13 protein-coding genes are annotated in these 16,177 nt (G+C 63.1%); 6 read left to right on the forward strand and 7 right to left on the reverse strand.

The annotated features are described in order from the left end of the window. The first annotated feature begins 23 nt into the window (after nt 1–23). From AC1DMG_RS00285 to AC1DMG_RS00300, 4 genes are all read left to right on the forward strand, one after another. Nucleotides 24–2,048: a tetratricopeptide repeat-containing sulfotransferase family protein gene (locus tag AC1DMG_RS00285; RefSeq protein ID WP_477175514.1), complete on the forward strand. Its 2,025-nt coding sequence runs from the start codon at nt 24–26 to the stop codon at nt 2,046–2,048. A gap of 37 nt (nt 2,049–2,085) precedes the next feature. Then, nucleotides 2,086–4,620, forward strand: a complete 2,535-nt coding sequence (locus tag AC1DMG_RS00290) for a TonB-dependent receptor (protein ID WP_477175513.1) — start codon at nt 2,086–2,088, stop codon at nt 4,618–4,620. Nucleotides 4,621–4,810: 190 nt separating this feature from the next. Beyond that, nucleotides 4,811–5,224, forward strand: coding sequence for a helix-turn-helix transcriptional regulator (locus tag AC1DMG_RS00295; protein ID WP_441602158.1), 414 nt, complete (start codon nt 4,811–4,813; stop codon nt 5,222–5,224). Between the two features lie 134 nt (nt 5,225–5,358). Beyond that, a complete protein-coding gene (locus tag AC1DMG_RS00300) occupies nt 5,359–5,868 on the forward strand; it encodes a DUF4199 domain-containing protein (RefSeq protein ID WP_477175512.1) in 510 nt (169 codons plus the stop codon). Between the two features lie 45 nt (nt 5,869–5,913). Here AC1DMG_RS00300 and AC1DMG_RS00305 read toward each other — a convergent pair whose 3' ends face one another. Further along, on the reverse strand, nt 5,914–6,798 hold the full coding sequence (locus AC1DMG_RS00305; protein ID WP_441602156.1) for a LysR family transcriptional regulator: 885 nt from the start codon (nt 6,796–6,798) through the stop codon (nt 5,914–5,916). A 182-nt stretch (nt 6,799–6,980) separates the two neighbouring features. Between AC1DMG_RS00305 and AC1DMG_RS00310 the strand changes: the two genes are divergently transcribed. Together AC1DMG_RS00310 and AC1DMG_RS00315 are read left to right on the forward strand one after the other, a co-directional pair. Continuing rightward, complete coding sequence (locus AC1DMG_RS00310; RefSeq protein WP_477175511.1) at nt 6,981–7,427, forward strand: DoxX family protein; 447 nt, start codon at nt 6,981–6,983, stop codon at nt 7,425–7,427. Between the two features lie 43 nt (nt 7,428–7,470). Beyond that, entirely contained in the window at nt 7,471–8,067 is a 597-nt protein-coding gene (locus AC1DMG_RS00315; protein ID WP_477175510.1) for an NADPH-dependent F420 reductase, read from the forward strand. Nucleotides 8,068–8,166: 99 nt separating this feature from the next. On the opposite strand, the gene AC1DMG_RS00320 is transcribed toward AC1DMG_RS00315, so the two are convergent. The 6 genes from AC1DMG_RS00320 to AC1DMG_RS00345 all read right to left on the reverse strand — a co-directional run bounded on the left by AC1DMG_RS00320 (nt 8,167) and on the right by AC1DMG_RS00345 (nt 15,948). Further along, the gene (locus AC1DMG_RS00320) at nt 8,167–8,649 is read right to left on the reverse strand and encodes a type II 3-dehydroquinate dehydratase (RefSeq protein ID WP_441602153.1); all 483 of its coding nucleotides are present in this window, start codon (nt 8,647–8,649) and stop codon (nt 8,167–8,169) included. Between the two features lie 130 nt (nt 8,650–8,779). Then, nucleotides 8,780–9,400, reverse strand: a complete 621-nt coding sequence (locus AC1DMG_RS00325; protein ID WP_477175509.1) for a phosphatase PAP2 family protein — start codon at nt 9,398–9,400, stop codon at nt 8,780–8,782. A gap of 11 nt (nt 9,401–9,411) precedes the next feature. Beyond that, a complete protein-coding gene (locus tag AC1DMG_RS00330; protein WP_477178927.1) occupies nt 9,412–10,944 on the reverse strand; it encodes an ArnT family glycosyltransferase in 1,533 nt (510 codons plus the stop codon). Nucleotides 10,945–11,317: 373 nt separating this feature from the next. Beyond that, nucleotides 11,318–12,976 carry an ArnT family glycosyltransferase gene (locus tag AC1DMG_RS00335; protein WP_477180056.1) on the reverse strand — a complete coding sequence of 553 codons (1,659 nt, stop codon included), beginning with the start codon at nt 12,974–12,976 and terminating at the stop codon, nt 11,318–11,320. A gap of 45 nt (nt 12,977–13,021) precedes the next feature. After that, nucleotides 13,022–14,848: an ArnT family glycosyltransferase gene (locus AC1DMG_RS00340; protein ID WP_477180057.1), complete on the reverse strand. Its 1,827-nt coding sequence runs from the start codon at nt 14,846–14,848 to the stop codon at nt 13,022–13,024. Then, nucleotides 14,845–15,948: a glycosyltransferase family 9 protein gene (locus tag AC1DMG_RS00345; protein WP_477180058.1), complete on the reverse strand. Its 1,104-nt coding sequence runs from the start codon at nt 15,946–15,948 to the stop codon at nt 14,845–14,847. Before AC1DMG_RS00345 ends, AC1DMG_RS00340 begins: the two co-directional genes overlap by 4 nt. Nucleotides 15,949–16,177 lie beyond the last annotated feature (229 nt).

Genomic DNA, 16,177 nt, shown 5'->3' on the forward strand with positions numbered 1-16,177 from the left:
ATGCTGCCCTGGACGCGCGCACGATGACGGCGCGCGACGCCAGCGGCACCCTGGAGCAGGCGCTGGCGCACGCTGCGCGCCTGCTGGAGAGCCACCCGTCGATGGCCGCCGAGCAGGCGACCGAAATCCTCAAAGTCGTCGAGAACCAGCCGGTGGCCATGCGCCTGCTCGCAGGGGCGCGCGCGGCGCAAGGCGACATGCAGGGCGCCATCGACGTGCTTCAGGAGCTGGTGCGCACGCAGCCCAACTGGGCGTACGCGCAGCTCGACCTGGGCATTGCCCTGGGCCGTAGCGGGCAGGGACAGGAGGCCATGACGGCGCTGCGCCTGGCGACGGTGTTGAAGCCCGAGCTGCCGCAAGCGTGGCGTGCGCTGGGCGATGTCCTGATGGCCGCTGGCGAGCACGCGCAGGCCGATGCGGCTTACGCCCAGCACGTACGCTGCTCGACGCGCGATCCGCGCTTGCTGTCGGCCGCCACCGCCCTGGTTGAAAACCGCATACCGGATGCCGAGGCGCTGTTGCGCGAACATCTGAAACAGGCGCCGACCGATGTGGCAGCGATCCGCATGCTCGCGGAAGTCGCCGCGCGCCTGGGGCGGCTCGAAGACGCGCAGCATCTGCTCGCGCGTTGCCTGGAACTGGCGCCCAGTTTCCATGCGGCGCGCCAGAACTACGCGCTGGTCCTGCATCGGGGCAACCAGCCGGAGCGCGCGCTGGCGGAAGTCGAACAGCTTCTCGCTGTTGAACCGAACAACCTCGGCCACCTCAACCTCAAGGCGGCGGTGCTGTGCCGCATCGGCGATTACGAGCCGGCCATCGGCATCTATGGCGACCTGGTGGCGCGCGATCCGCGTCATCCCAGCGTGTGGATGAGCTACGGCCATGCTCTGAAGACGGCAGGGCACACCGCGCGCGCCATCGAAGCCTATCGTCGCGGCGTGGCGCTGCAACCTTCGTTTGGCGAAATCTGGTGGAGCCTGGCCAACCTCAAGACCTTCCGCTTCAGCGCTGACGACCTTACCGTCATGCGCCGGCAGCTGGCTCGCGCCGACCTTGGCGAAGACGATCGCCTGCACCTGGAATTTGCCATCGGCAAGGCGCTGGAAGACGGCGGCGAGTACGAGGCATCGTTCAGTCATTACGCGCAAGGCAACGCAATACGGCACGCACAGCTCAACTACCGCGCCGATGAAACCGCAGCGCGCGTCGAGCACATCCGCGAACGCTACACCAGCGAGTTCTTTGCCGCGCGCGCCGGCTGCGGCCATGCGTCCGGCGATCCGATCTTCATCGTTGGCCTTCCGCGCGCCGGCTCCACCCTGATCGAGCAGATCCTGTCCAGCCACAGCATGGTGGAGGGCACCATGGAGCTGCCGGAAGTCACCTCGATCACCCGCAGCCTGCGCGAGCAGGCGCACGCCGCCAGTGAAATGCCGTACCACGAAACGCTGGCTGCGCTCGACGCGAACGCGCTGCACGAACTGGGCGAACGCTATCTCGAACACACGCGCATCCAGCGCAAGACGTCGGCGCCGTTGTTCATCGACAAGATGCCCAACAACTTCATGCATATCGGCCTGATCCACCTGATGCTGCCGAATGCGAAGATCATCGATGCGCGCCGGCATCCCCTGGCCTGTTGTTTCTCGGGCTTCAAACAGCACTTTGCGCGCGGACAGAGCTTCAGCTACAGCCTTGAGGACCTGGGTCGCTACTACCGCGACTACGTGGCGCTGATGTCGCATTTCGACCGGGTGCTGCCCGGGCGCATCCATCGCGTCATCTATGAACACATGGTCGAGGACACCGAAGGGGAGGTTCGGCGTCTGCTCGACCATTGTGGCCTGCCGTTCGAGGAATCGTGTCTGCGCTTCTTCCAGAACGAGCGGCCGGTGCGTACGGCCAGTTCGGAGCAGGTGCGTCGGCCGATCTACCGCGAAGGCGTGGATCACTGGCGGCATTACGCCCCCTGGCTGGAACCGCTGGAACAGGCGTTGGGACCGGTGCTCGGGTGTTATCCCGAGCCGCCGGCATGGGGAGTCCTATAGCAAGTAGATCGTCGTCACTACCGGGGAGGGTAAGTCGATGCATAGGGTCAGGCCGAGACAGCCAATACGAACAGAGAGGGTGCGACTAGCCCGGTTGCCGCTTGCCGCGGCGATCTGCCTTGCCGTAGCGCCATCCGTGTTTGCGCAAGACAACAGCCAGCAGAATCAAAACCCGAACCAGAGTCCCGCCGCGGCGCCCGCCGCTCCAGCCAAGCCCAAGACGCTGGGCACGGTGACGGTGACCGCTCAGAAGCGCGAGGAAAATCTGCAGAAGGTACCCATCAGCATCGACGTGCTGGGCGGAGAGCAGCTGCAGGAACTGCACGTCAAGAGTTTCGACGACTATGTGAAGTACCTGCCCAGCGTTTCGTATCAAACCTTCGGACCGGGTTTTGCGCTGATCTATATGCGTGGCGTGGCCAGCGGCGGCGACGGCAACCACTCCGGCTCCTTGCCAAGCGTGGGCGTCTATCTCGACGAACAGCCGGTCACCACGATCCAGGGGCCGCTCGATATCCATATGTACGATATCGCGCGCGTCGAATCGCTGTCGGGTCCGCAGGGCACGCTTTACGGTGCCAGCGCGGAAGCGGGTGCGTTGCGCATCATCACCAACAAGCCCGACCCGAGTGCCTTTGCCGCCAGCTACAGCGTCGGCATGGACTCGGTCGATCATGGCGGCATCGGCTACGAGGCCGACGGCATGGTCAACATCCCGCTGTCGCCGAGCACGGCGATCCGCCTGGTGGGCTGGCACGAGCACGATGCGGGCTACATCGACAACGTCGTTGGCGAGCGCACGTTTCCCACGTCCGGCATCACCGTCAGCAATGCCAAGGGCTGCTCGACGCCGGAGCTGGTCTGTACCGGCGCTGCCAAGAAGAACTACAACGACGTCGACACCAGCGGCGCGCGTGCGGCGTTGAAGATCAACCTCAACGACGAGTGGTCGATCAGCCCGACGCTGATGGGGCAGCAGACGATCGCCAACGGCAACGTGGCCTCCGATCCGCAGGTCGGCAGCCTGGCGCTCACGCACTTCTATCCCGAAAAGACCAATGACCGCTGGATACAGGCGGCGTTGACGGTGGAAGGCAAGATCGGCAACTTCGACCTGACCTATGCCTATGGCCGCCTCAAGCGCAACCAGGAAGAGTACAGCGACTACAGTGACTACTCGTTCTGGTACGACACCCTGGCCGGCTATGGCGCCTACATCTACGACAACAGCGGCAAGCTGATCAATCCGTCGCAGTTCATCCAGGGCAAGGATCACTACACGATGAACAGCCACGAGCTGCGCATCGCCTCGCCCAAGGAAGACCGCCTGCGCGTGGTGGGCGGCCTGTTCTGGGAAAAGCAGGTGCACGACATCGAACAGGCCTACATGATCAATGGCCTGGCCGATTCGCTGGCGGTGCCGGGCTGGCCCAATACGCTGTGGCTGACCGAGCAGCAACGCAATGACCGCGACAAGGCGGTGTTCGGCGAGCTGTCCTACGACTTCATCCCGGAGACCTTGACCGGCACGATCGGTGGCCGCTACTTCAAGACGGACAACAGCCTGCAAGGCTTCTACGGCTTCAGTTCCGGCTACTCACCCTCATCGAGCTACGGTGAAGCCGGCTGCGTGACGCAGGAGCCCTATCACGGCGCACCTTGTTCGGACTTCTTCAAGAGCACCAACGAATCGGGCTCGCTCGGCAAGGCCAACCTGACCTGGCAGATCACGCCCGAGCAGATGATTTACGGCACCTGGTCGGAAGGCTTCCGTCCCGGCGGCATCAATCGCCGAGGCAGCCTGCCGCCGTACAAGTCGGACTATCTGACGAACTACGAATTGGGCTGGAAGACGACCTGGTTCGACAACCGTCTGTCGTTCAACGGCGCGGTGTTCCGCGAAAAGTGGAAGGACTTCCAGTTCAGCATCCTGGGCGCCAACGGTCTGACCGAAATCAAGAACGCAGGCCAGGCCCAGATCGATGGCCTGGAGTCTGACCTGAACTGGGCGGCCACCTATAACCTCACCATCGGCATGGGCATCGCCCTGTACAACGCCAAGTTGACGGAAAACTACTGCGGCTTCACCGACACCAGCGGCACGCCGATCACCTACTGCCCCGCGGGTACCGTCAATCCGCTCACGGGTGACACAGTGACCGGGCCGCAGGCTCCCAAGGGCACGCAGTTGCCGGTGACGCCGAAGTTCAAGGGCAATTTGATTGCGCGTTATGCCTTCGACGTTGCCGGCATGGAGGCCTTCGTGCAGGGAGCTGTGGTGCACGTGGGCGAGCGCACCTCGGATCTGCGCATCCTGGAACGAGGCCTGGTGGGCAATCTGCCTGCGTACACGACGGTGGACTTTACCGCCGGCATCAAGAAGCACGGTCTGTCGCTGGATATCTACATCAACAACATGTTCGACAAACGGGGGCAGCTGTACCGCTACACCGAATGCGCGGAGGCCGTCTGCGCCGCCCACGACGTGGTGCCGGCGTACCCCAATGGCCAGGTCTATACCGTCATGACGCCGCCGCGCACGATCGGCATACGGCTGAGCCAGGAGTTCTAGTTCGACGCCGCCGTGCCGAGGACGGCAAGGCGCGGTGCGGGTTTGGCTCAAGTCATCCGATGTTGCGTTTCCCTAGCCGGGCCCTCGGGCCCGGCCTTTTTTTGTGACGATGCGGCAGCCCTTCGGCAAGCACCAGAACCCCCGGCCAGCGTTAAGATCCGACTCCAAGGGGAAAGTGGAGGCGGCGGTGATGTGGAAGCGGGTGGTCGGCTATGGGGCGCTGCTGGCGGCGGGAACCGTTGCCCTGCAGTGGCTCGACTACCAGCGCCTGGCGCGGATGCATTCGGGTGATATCTATCTGTTCCTGGTCGCGGCGGCCTTCCTGGTGCTTGGCATCTTCCTGGGCGTGCGGGTCTTTGCGACGCCGGCGGCCCCCGACTTTGACGGCAACCCGAAGGCGCAGGCGGCGCTGGGTCTTAGCGGGCGTGAGCTGGAAGTGCTGCATGAACTTGCCGCCGGCCATTCCAACAAGGAGATCGCCGCGCGCCTTCATGTGTCGCCGAACACGGTCAAGACGCACGTCGCGCGACTGTTCGAGAAACTGGGCGCGAAGCGGCGTACCGAGGCGATCCGCCGGGCACGCGAGCTGGGTATCGTGCCCTGACGCTTTGTTATTTCGGATGAAATCGTCCAAATCACCCATTCGGGCGATTGCCGGCCGGCTCCCGAATGCAGTCAATAGCGACACCATTCATCAGCGGGGAGCAGACCTTGTTACGGACCATCCTTAAGTACGGCGTGATCGCCGGCGTGATCGTCGGCGGCTTCGAATTCGTCACCTTCATCGCGTTCTCCGGCATGCCGCCCATGAAGTACGGCATGCTGATCGGCTATACGACGATGCTGATCGCGCTCAGCGCAGTGTTCGTCGGGATCAAGCGGCATCGTGACGTGGACAGGGGCGGGGTGATCGGCTTCTGGCCGGCACTCGGCGTCGGCCTGGGCATCAGCTTCATCGCAGGCATCTTCTACGTGATCGCTTGGGAAGGGGTACAGGCGATGACCCATATGGATTTCGCCACGTCCTATGCGCAGGCGATCATCGCCAGCGAAAAGGCCAAGGGCGCCAGCGCCGAGGCGCTGGCCAAGCTGAGCGCCGACATGGAGGCTTTCAAGATCCAGTACGCGAACCCGATGTACCGCCTGCCGATGACCTTCGTGGAAATCTTCCCGGTCGGCGTTCTGGTGTCGCTGATCTCGGCGGGATTGCTGCGCAACAGCCGGTTCTTGCCGGTGCGGCGGAGTTGATGCGCTTTCGGGCGCTCAGGGTTGTGCTGCTGACGAGCCTGGCCGTCAGCAGCGCAACTGCGAGATGAAGGCACGTCCGGTGGGGCCGGGAAGGGCGTCCTTGCGATAGACGATATGCATGGGGAGAAACGTGTCTTTGGCGATTCCCTCCACCTTGATCCTGACCAGGTTGCCGGCGTCCAGATCTTTCTTGACCATGTGCAGGGGCATATGCCCCCAACCCAGGCCGGCATTCAAGAACGCGTGCTTCGCACCCAGGTCGGCCAGGCGCCAGGTGAGTGGCGAGAGCACGCCGAAGCTCCGGCCATCCGATAGCGGCGTGCGATCGGTCAGCACCAGCTGGATCTGTTTCTCGATGAGCTTCTTGCTGATGCTGCCTTTGTGCCTGGCCAGTGGATGCGATGGCGAGACCACGGTGATAAAGGGCAGGTCGATCAGCGGCTCCGAGGCCAGCTCATCGGGTATCACCGGCAGCGAGCCCACGATGCCGATGCGGCACGTGCCATCCATCACGGGGCGGATCACGCCGCCCAGTGCTTCCACGTAGACACGCAACGGCGTGTTGGGGAAAAACTCGCGGCAATAGCCGGCAGCGCGGGTGAGCCCATCCATCGGATACATCACGTCGACCGCGACGGAAAGCTCGGGCTCCAGCCCTTCCTTCATCGAGCGAGCGCGCGCCTTGAAGCCATCCATTTGATCGGCCACGCCGCGCGCCTCGGTGAGTAGTGCCGCGCCCGCTTCGGTGAGTTTGGGATAACGCTCGCTGCGATCGAACAGCGTGACGCCCAATTGCGCCTCGAGATTGAGCAGGGTCTGGCTCACCACCGATTGCGCGCGCCGCAACTTTCGCCCGGCCGCCGAAAAACTGCCTTCCTCGGCAGCGGCAATGAAGGTGCGCAGCTGGTCCAGTGTGACGGCGTCGAGCATATATCGTCCAGAACGATAGTTTGCATCGAAATATATAGGCTATTCAGATGCATGGGCAAGGCCTAGCCTTTGTCCATCGCAGACGAGGTCGCATGAAGGCTGTCACTCCCCGCCTGGCGCCATCCGAACCGACCACCCAGCCGGTGGCCAATCAAGCAACCCACTTAACGAGAGACATCACCATGAACACTCAAGTTGAAACTGCTCGCTACGCCTCATCGATAGGCAACACGCAAGATACCTCTGTCTTCACCATCAAGAGCAGCGCTGAACTGCTCGGCCGCGTACTGATCGTGGCTCTGTTCCTGCTTTCCGGCATCGGCAAGATGGGTGCCTACGCGGCCACCGCGGGCTATATGGCTTCGGTTGGCGTGCCCGGCGCCGTGCTTCCGCTGGTGATCGCCACCGAAGTACTCGGTTCGCTGGCCATCATCCTCGGCTGGAAGACCCGCATCGTGTCGGTGCTGATGGCCGGTTTCACCGTGCTCACGGCCATCCTGTTCCACAACCACCTCGCCGATCAGATCCAGATGATCATGTTCATGAAGAACGTGTCGATTGCCGGCGCCTTCCTGCTGCTGACCGTCCATGGCGCAGGCCCGATCAGTCTTGACAGCAAGTCGCGCTGATACATCGCATCCATCCCAGTTATCGTCCACCAGGAGATATCTCATGAGCTACGCCATCATCGGATCAGGCGCCATCGGCGGCGCCCTCGCCAAACAGTTTTCCCGCAACAAGATTCCGGCCGTCATCAGCAATCGTCGCGGACCGGCGTCGCTGGAAGAGGAAGTGAAAGCCTTCGCTCCTTCGGTAAGCACGAAGGAAACGGGCGAGGCATTGAACGCGGAAGTCATCATCCTCGCAGTCCCGTTCGGGGCAGTGGAGGAAGTGGCGAAGTTGCGCAGCGACTGGACCGGAAAGATCGTGGTCGACGCCACCAATGCCATCGAGTTCCCAGCGTTCAAACCGCTGGACCTTGGCGGCAAGCCCTCCAGCCAGGTCGTGGCGACGAAGTTCAAGGGCGCCAAGGTGGTCAAGGCCTTCAATACACTGCCGGCCGCGGTGCTCGCCGACGAGCCGCGCGTGGGCGACGGCCATCGCACCATCTTCGTCTCAGGCAATCATGCGGACGCCAACGAACAGGTCGCCGCGCTGGTCACCACGCTCGGGTTCAGCCCGATCACCCTGGGCCGTCTCGAAGAGGGTGGCCTGCTGCAACAGTTCGGTGGCCCGCTGGCGGTGCATAGCCTGATCAAGCAGCGCTAAGAAAGCCTCCGCGCAGCACGCCAACGCAAGCCCATGCAGCCGCCCGGCTTCGACGGGTGGCTGGTTTGGCTTTCAACGTCGGAGGCCTATGGAACGCCATCAAGCGATGCTTGCTTGCGGAAGAGGGTAACGGTTGACTCCCCTCTGATCGTCGCCGCGCAGGCCTTCGCGCAATTGCCGCAAGGCGATGCTGAGGCCTATGCGGTAACCGCTGCCGATGTTGCCGTTGATGATGACGGTGGCGAGCGGAGCTTTGTGAAAGCCGGCGTCGTGTTGCAGCTCGGCATCAATCTCTTCGTGAACTTCGATATACGGCGCGCCCAGATGGTCTAACGCGTCAGCCAGGCCGGCCTCGGGGTGCTCACGTACTTCTGATGCCAGGTCACCTGGATCGAGCAGTACAAACTCGGTGCTGTCGGTGCCGGCAGCGCACACCTGACCGACAAAGTGGCTCAGGTCCTTGCATCCTCGAAGCTCCAGCGTGCATCCCGCCGCGCCGGCTTGTTGCTGAAGTTGTTGTTGCAGTTCCTGGGGAAGCGAGTGGCCGGACGTGTGCGGCCCATGGACGATCACAATGCTCACAGCATGGTGCTTTTCGGCGCTCCTCGGAGCGGATGAGGCATGCTGGGTCCTGCGGGCGTAAAAGCGCTACATCGAAATGCTGCGGGGGCGTAAATTTTCCGCCTCTCTGTGGAATAACACGGGTTCTCTTCTAATCGAAGTGATGGACATAGCCAACCTGAAATCCGCCGGGTAGCAGCGAAAGAATCCAGGGCGAATCGCGATGCGTGGCCCATATCCCGATGCCCGTTCCGATGGCCGCGCCTATCAGCACGTCGCTCTGCCAGTGCCCATGCGTTTTAACGCGAGCCACCGCGTCGTACGCGGGCAGGAGGGCAAGCAGGTAGACCGCGGGATGGTCGCTGCCATAGTTGACGATGAATGGCGTAACGGCGGCAGATATGGTTGCCACCTCGCCACTGGGAAAGCTCTCGGCGTGCAGGCCCTGGAACCACTTGTTTGGGTTATTGGTTTCCGACGGGCGCTCGCGCTGGAAGGTCCACTTGAGCGCCTGCGTGCTGACAGCGGTGATCGCCACGGAATCGACCGATCGCCAGAAGGTGTCGCCGAGTTTGTTGTCATCGCCAAACCAGAGCGCTCCCGCGCCCACGGTGGCGATGGTTCCATAGAACAGGATTTGCTGATTGCTGCGCTTCCAGATGCCGCTGTTGTCATAGGTCACAGGGTGATCAAGACCCAGGATGCCGCTGCCCGCCCAGCTGGGGCTGCAGGCAAGCACGAGGACCAAGGCTGCGAGTCGTCGAATGGACATACGCCCTCCGGTCACTTCGGAACACCGTGTACGAGAAACAGCAGGTTGTTTCGCCACGCGCCGGCGGACACGACGGAGGCGCCGCAGCTGTTCAACAGCGCCTGCGCATTGGCGGCAGGGATGTCGCGATCGACCAGCAGCAAGGACGTTCCCTGTGCCTTGGCCGCGGCGCAGAGCTGAGTGCCCACGTCGGGGCTGCGCCACCAGATGCCGTAGACCGGCCGGTTGAGATAGAACCTCAGGCCCCAGAGGGTTTGTTCTTCCACGGCATAGGTGTCCGTGGCCTCTTCCAAAAAAAGCAGCGCACGGTAATCGGCTGCGCCCATCGTTGCCGCAATCTGTTTTGCTGCCTGGCGGTTGTCGACGTTCGTTCTGTAGCCGTAGGCCGCGATGGCCTTGGTCGCGAGCAGAAGCACGATCCATGTGGCCAGCAAGGCGATGGTCCGCTGGCTGCCTAAATCGAAGGTGCGCTCCATGCGCGATGCCGTGAGCAGGGCAAGAGGAAGAAACAGCGGCAGCAGATAGAGCGGCAGGCGCGACTGCGCGAGACAGAAGATGACGAAGGGAAGCGCAAACCAGAGCACAAGAAGCAGCTCAATCGATTGCTCCTTGCGCCACCGGATCCACTGGGCGGGCTTGACCATGTCGCGGATCGACAGCGCAAGGCCGCGCCACCAGGGGATGGTTCCGAGCACGAGCACGGGAAGAAATGCCACAGCCCATCCAAAGGCTCCCGCATGGCGTTTGTGCATGGCGGTGAAGATGCGGCCGTACACTTCCTGGTGAAGAAAATAGTGGAGCAGGCCGGGATAACGAAGAATGACCACGGCATACCAGGTGAATCCCACCAGCACAAAGATCACCAGGCCGGCCGGGTGAAACAGTCGAACGACGGCACGTCCACCGCCGCAGATCGCAGCGAAGGCGATGACCGAAAGCAGGGGGAGCAGGCCCGGAGGTCCCTTGGTCAAGAAGGCCAGACCAAAACCGAGCCACATCACGACCAATCCGTAACGTCGTTCGTCGTCGCTCTCAGGCCATCGGTGCAAGATGAAGCCGAGCACCGCCAGGCCCTCAGTCAGCGTCAGCAGCACATCCGTGCTGATGATGTTGGAACTGAAAAACGTGAACAGGCTGGTCGCATAGACCAGCGATGGAAGCCAGGGTTTGCCCGGGCTGGTGCGCTTGCCCATGGCGAACAGCAAGGCCAGCGTCGCCAGGTAGGCGAGGGCATAAGGCAGGCGCGCCGCCCACGCATTGCGGCCCAATAGCCGAAGCGACGCGGCAATTGCCCAATACGTCAGCGGCGGCTTGGAGAAATTGAGCGAAGCAGGACTATAGGCGGGGGCGAGATAGTTGCCCGAGTCCATCATCTGCAATGCAACGCCCACGTAGCGCCCCTCGTCGGGGCTCCACAAGCCACGAGAGCCCTGGAAGCCAAAACCAAGCAACAGGCCAAGCAGCAACACCCATGCCAGAGCACTGGTGTGGATGCGCGCGGCCGCTCGCATAGATTCAACCGACACACTCAGGCTGCTGTTCATGCGTGACAACCGGTCAGCGATGCCCTGGTCGCCTCCCTTGTGCAAACGAAATTTGGTGGACGTTGGCAGGCAACGTTCCATGCGTTGCCGCCTTGTTGGCTCAGGCACTCGCTGGCAGAGGAAGGTGACTGGCTAAGACATGGCGTGATGGGAAACCGATCGAGAAACGTACCGGCCGTTGCGGGCATGGATGAAGCTCTGCGTTGGCGAATGTCTGCTTATCCATTTGCCAATTTCATGCCACGCCACTAAGTGGCTGAGCGAGCGTCCATTTGGACGCTGATAGCGCACCGCCAGCAGCATGCAAAACCTGCACCCTGCAATTTTCGTTTGCAAAAAAGGTAGGAGCGCGCGCTGGATCGCGCGCATCGCGTCACAGGTTTTCTTGAGGAAGCGCCTGCGCGAGGGCGTCTGCGGGCCATACGGCCAGCGATATGCCGCGGAACGGTTGGATATAGATGGCGTGTGCGCGATCAGCGTCGCTCAGGCGCCTGGGATAGATGATCACCAGGCCTTCGGGGTGTTGGTGCGCCCACTCTCCTAGTGCGTGGAGACTATGCACCGATGCGACCGGCTGGGTCAGACGTCCAAGGAAAGTGTACTGCCCGTCGTTCGATTCGAAGTTGGCAACCGCTCGCCCCTGCTGCTGGGCAGTAGCAAGCAGGCGGGCCACGGGGGCGAAGTCGTAAGCGGGCCATAGCGTCATGCTGAAAAGCCCGTTGGCTGTCACCACGGCGAGCAGGCCTACGCCGGCCACGCGGTACAGTTCTCCTCGTCGCGGCACGGCAAGCACCAACGCCAGCAGCAGGTACAGCACGCCGAACGGGCGACTATGCGTGGACAGCGTTGCAAACATCGGATCAACGAGGTGCCCATGGGCAACCAGCCCGTCCATGGTGATCAAGATGGCGCCAGCCATCGCCAATAGCAGCGCCAACGGCCATGGCGACCACCAGCGGCCAGGCCGCGCCTCGCGCAAGGACAGGCGGGCCAGCGATGCCGCGATCAGCACGGCAAATCCGGCAAACTCAGGCAGCAGGTAGTACGCCTGCTTGCCGCTGATCAACGAGAACGCCAGAAAAACAGAGCCGAGCCATGCAAGCAAAAACCGCAGGCCGGGCTCAAGCGGGCGACGCCAGCTAGCCAGCGCCAACCAGATGCGCGGCCATAGCGCGAACGGAAACAGCAGCACCGGCAGCAAGGGCAGGTACCACCAGAACGGTTGCGCATGAGCAAAGGCGTCGACAACGCGACCGGCAGTCTGATGTACCAGCAGCGTGTGTCGATAGACCTCGCCGCCACTCCACGCAGCCAATAAGGCCCACGTCAGCAGCACCCCGCACGCCGCCAGGCAGGCGGCGCCTCCTCGTACATACCACCGCCGCGCATCCCGCCGTGCGTATTCGCTCCACAAGGGAGCCAGCAGCCAGGGCAGCCCGACATGCAGCAGCATGACCGGTCCCTTGGTCAACAAGCCGAGGCTGAGCGCCAGGGCAAACCTGCCCAGACGCGGAGGTTCGCCATGCACCGAGGGTGCAAGGCAAAGCAGGGCCGCCAGTACGCAGTCGGCCAACAGGACCTCGTACATCACCTGCAGGCCAAACAGGAAGCCATAGGTAAGCGCGAGCACGATCCATGCCGTGCCGTGTGCAACCAGCGCAGTCCGTGGAAACAGTCGGCGCGCCAGCCGCCACGCCAGCACCAGCTGCAGTGCGCCGAGCGCCACTTCGAGCAGACGCGGCCACACATCACCGACGCCGCCGATCACCCAGCCCAACTGGATCAGCCACAGCAGCAAAGGCGGCTTATCGCTATAGGGCAGACCGTTGAGGTAAGGAACGAGCACGCTGTGGTGCGTCCACATCTCCCACGCCACCGACAAGGTGCGGGTGGAATACATGGGCATGGGGCCGTGCTGAAAAATCGCGATAAGCGCCGCCACGATCCACAACGGTAGCCATGCCCAGGGCAGGCAGGACGCCAGGCGAATAGGCAACGTGGTGCGAGGTGCGTGGGTGTCTGGAAAATTCACGGGCGACTCGGGAGCGTGGTGGCACAAGGACGGGAGGCAGGTGCATCAACGGTGACTGTCGATGCCGCCCCAGTCCTCGACGGCGCCCGTGGGCACCTGGCCTTGCCGGCACGCAGCAGCCACCGCGTCGCTGCGAAACAGTCGCCAGTCGCGCCCGCTGGTGATGCCTGCATCCACGGTTGCCGAGCGGAGGATGCATGGCCCCATCACGTCCGCCAGTACCAGCACCCAGCGCCGTTCCGGCGCCTGGGCCTGCCAGCGTATCGCCGACGCCAGCTGCTGATGCCAGGGCACGACAAAGCCGAAATCGGTGAGCGGTCGCGCAAAGGCAAGCGGCAGTTCTTCTTTCCAGGCGACCAGGGCGAGCTCGGCTTGTGGACCAATGGTCTGCTCGACGCGATTGGCCAATGTCGCCGGGGAGCTGGCGCGCGCCAGCATGGGTGCCATGCCGAGACCCCAGATCGCCCATACGCCGGCCATGCCGGCGAGCATGGCAACACCGGCGCGACGAGGGCGAAAGATCGCCGCCTGCAGCAACAGCCATGCGCCCAGGACGATGCACATGCTCCACCACAGCGAGGCTTGCTCGCCCAATTGGCGCGCAGCGATGAAACGTGCGGTCGCCGCAGGATGAAGGCCAAGCGCAGCTACGCCGATACCCAAGGCGGCACCGCCGAGCAGGAGCAGAAACCCGATGGCGACGAACGACAGCCAGCGTTTGCGCAGCACATCTTCCAGATACGGGCCAGCGCAAAGTGCCAGCATCGGCAGCGCCGGCATGATGTAGACGTCGCGCTTGGCCCGCGTCAGGCTGAAGAACACGATGACCATGACGATCCACGCCAGCGGCAGCAGGATGCGTGCATCGCGCGCGCGCAGCCGTTCCATCCATGCCGGCGCCAGTGCGGGCAAGGCAAGGCTGAGCGGCAGCCACGAGGTGATGATCACCGTGAGATAGAACCACGGCGGCTGGAAGCTGTTCCAGGGATGCACGTAGCGATGGAGGGTCTGGTTGAAGAAGATATCGTGCAGATAGCTGCGCGCGACGTCGCTGTCGTCTGCGTGCACATAGAAAAGCAAAGGCACCATCCACAGCGCGATGGCCAAGGCGAAAGCCAGCAGGCCGCCCATCCAGTGCCCGACTTGGCCACGAAAGCCAGGCATCCAGAGCCAGCGACGCCGCGCGGCAAAGGCCCACGGCAAGAACATCATCAAGGCAAGAAAGCCGACACCCTTGGTGATGACGCCCAGGCCCGCGGCAAAGCAGCCGAGCCAGAATGCGCGCCAGTCCGGGCCCAGCAGCAGATGCCGCAGCAGACCCACATTGGCGAGCGTGATGAAAAACGTGACGGTCGGATCGATCTGTCCGCGCTTGGCCTGGAATACGAATTGCACCGTGCACAGCAGGGCCAGGCCGGCGAACATGCCGGCTCGATGCCCCCATAGCCGGCGCGCCAGGTCGTACACCAGCCACAGCGTACCCAGGGCGCTCAGCAACGAAGGCAGCAAAAATGCCACCCACCAGTTGCCCGTGAGCGTATACGACAGCGCTTGCATGGCCATGAACAGCGGTGGCTTGTCCGAATACCAGTCGCTGCCGCGATGCGGAATCAGCCAGTTTCCCGACGCCACCATTTGATGCGCCACCAGTGCGAAACGGGGCTCATCCGATGGAGTGGGTCCGCGCAGGCCGATGCCCGCCGCGAGCAGCAGCAAAGCACCCAACATCAACAGCCAGCGCTCCAGTCGATCGCGTGACCAGGCCGTCGCCGGAGCATCGCTGGGTGCGTATCCCGACCTGGGTTGATGCGGGGACATCACGTCGGCACGCTCTGCAGAAGGCTCGCCAGGCGTGCGTAGTGGTTCCGTCATGGTGCCCATGCCCGCTCGAGGAACAGGTCTTCGCTCGCCGTGGCTGACACGTCCCCCGGTGACGACCCGAACACGGGACGCCCCAGCAAATCCGGGTGCGCCGCTACTACGCGGCAAGCGACTTCGCGTGCGGAAAGCCCTTGCGTGGGCAGGGAGCAGTTGCCCTTTCCGTAAGGGGCATACACCGAGGCATCGGTGACGCAGAACATGCCGACCGTGGCCACACGCGATGCCACGGCCAGATGCATCACGCCACAATCGGCCGTGATCATCAGGTCCATGCCTGCCATGACCGCGCCCATGCGGCGAATGTCGGAGGAGTAATAGCCCGGCCATTCGGCGCCCAGCATGGAATGGCCGTGCATGGGGATCAGCTCGAGCATGCTCGCTGCCGGACACAGCGTCTTGAAGGTGTCGATGAACTCGCGCCACCACTCCATCGGGTAACGCTTGGCGCCCGTTGCATTGGCGAACACGCCGACCACCGGGGGCGAACTGGTCTGGCGCGACACGGCCAGCAGTTCGCCAATCACATGGCGTCCGTGGGCCCGCTCGACATCCGTCAATCGGATATCCAATGGCGGATAGCCAGGCTCCTCGCCCTGGCTGCGGCCCAGCGCCCAGCGCAGCAGGTTGATCGGGCGTTTGGCCATATGCTGCATTGCGATACTGGTCGGCGCAGCGTGGGTGAGACCTGCGCGCAGGGGAGTGTCGCTGAAGCCCAGCTTGTACGTTCCCTGGAGCAGGCGGGTGACGGCGCGACTGAAGCCCGAGCCCAGGCAAGGGTCGATGATCAGGTCATAGCGGGTACGGCGCACGCGATGCAGCAGGTGCAGGAAGGGCAGCGGGTGCTTGAATCCGCGCCTGGGCAGGCAATAGACGTTGCGGACGCTGAAGAACGTCGCGAAGATTTCTTCGGCGATGTCTCCCTCGGAGATCACGTCGATCTCCGCGCCCTTGAAGTGCCGCTCAAGCTCCGCGATCAGCGGCGTGAGCAGGATGGTATTGCCAAGACGATGATTGGGGCGGCAGACCAGGATGCGAAAGATGCCTTTGCGAGGCAGCGGCTCGTTGCAATGGAGTGTCTTGGTTTCGTTCAAGCGGCACCGGTAGGCATGAAGGAGGCATGAGGTGAATTCCGCTCCGGGCTCATGCCGAGATCCGCGCAACTACCGCCAACCGCATCATGCCCTAAGAAGGGTGCAAGAAGTTGACACAGAGAAGACAAAGGATCTGGTAGCTCGCAGCCGGACAGTGCTGCGGTGCGATTTTCGTGCCACCGCTGCAAGTGGCTGATGATTCGATGAAAGAGCACACCGGGCAGGATCC

The organism is Dyella sp. 01N36, from assembly GCF_056399745.1.

Excerpts from the sequence above, each read along its gene's own strand:
- AC1DMG_RS00285 (WP_477175514.1), top strand. The coding sequence starts at position 24 with ATGACGGCGCGCGACGCCAGCGGCACCCTGGAGCAGGCGCTGGCGCAC.
- AC1DMG_RS00290 (WP_477175513.1), top strand. The coding sequence starts at position 2,086 with ATGCATAGGGTCAGGCCGAGACAGCCAATACGAACAGAGAGGGTGCGA.
- AC1DMG_RS00295 (WP_441602158.1), top strand. The coding sequence starts at position 4,811 with ATGTGGAAGCGGGTGGTCGGCTATGGGGCGCTGCTGGCGGCGGGAACC.
- AC1DMG_RS00305 (WP_441602156.1), bottom strand. The coding sequence starts at position 6,798 with ATGCTCGACGCCGTCACACTGGACCAGCTGCGCACCTTCATTGCCGCT.
- AC1DMG_RS00310 (WP_477175511.1), top strand. The coding sequence starts at position 6,981 with ATGAACACTCAAGTTGAAACTGCTCGCTACGCCTCATCGATAGGCAAC.
- AC1DMG_RS00315 (WP_477175510.1), top strand. The coding sequence starts at position 7,471 with ATGAGCTACGCCATCATCGGATCAGGCGCCATCGGCGGCGCCCTCGCC.
- AC1DMG_RS00325 (WP_477175509.1), bottom strand. The coding sequence starts at position 9,400 with ATGTCCATTCGACGACTCGCAGCCTTGGTCCTCGTGCTTGCCTGCAGC.
- AC1DMG_RS00330 (WP_477178927.1), bottom strand. The coding sequence starts at position 10,944 with ATGAACAGCAGCCTGAGTGTGTCGGTTGAATCTATGCGAGCGGCCGCG.
- AC1DMG_RS00340 (WP_477180057.1), bottom strand. The coding sequence starts at position 14,848 with ATGACGGAACCACTACGCACGCCTGGCGAGCCTTCTGCAGAGCGTGCC.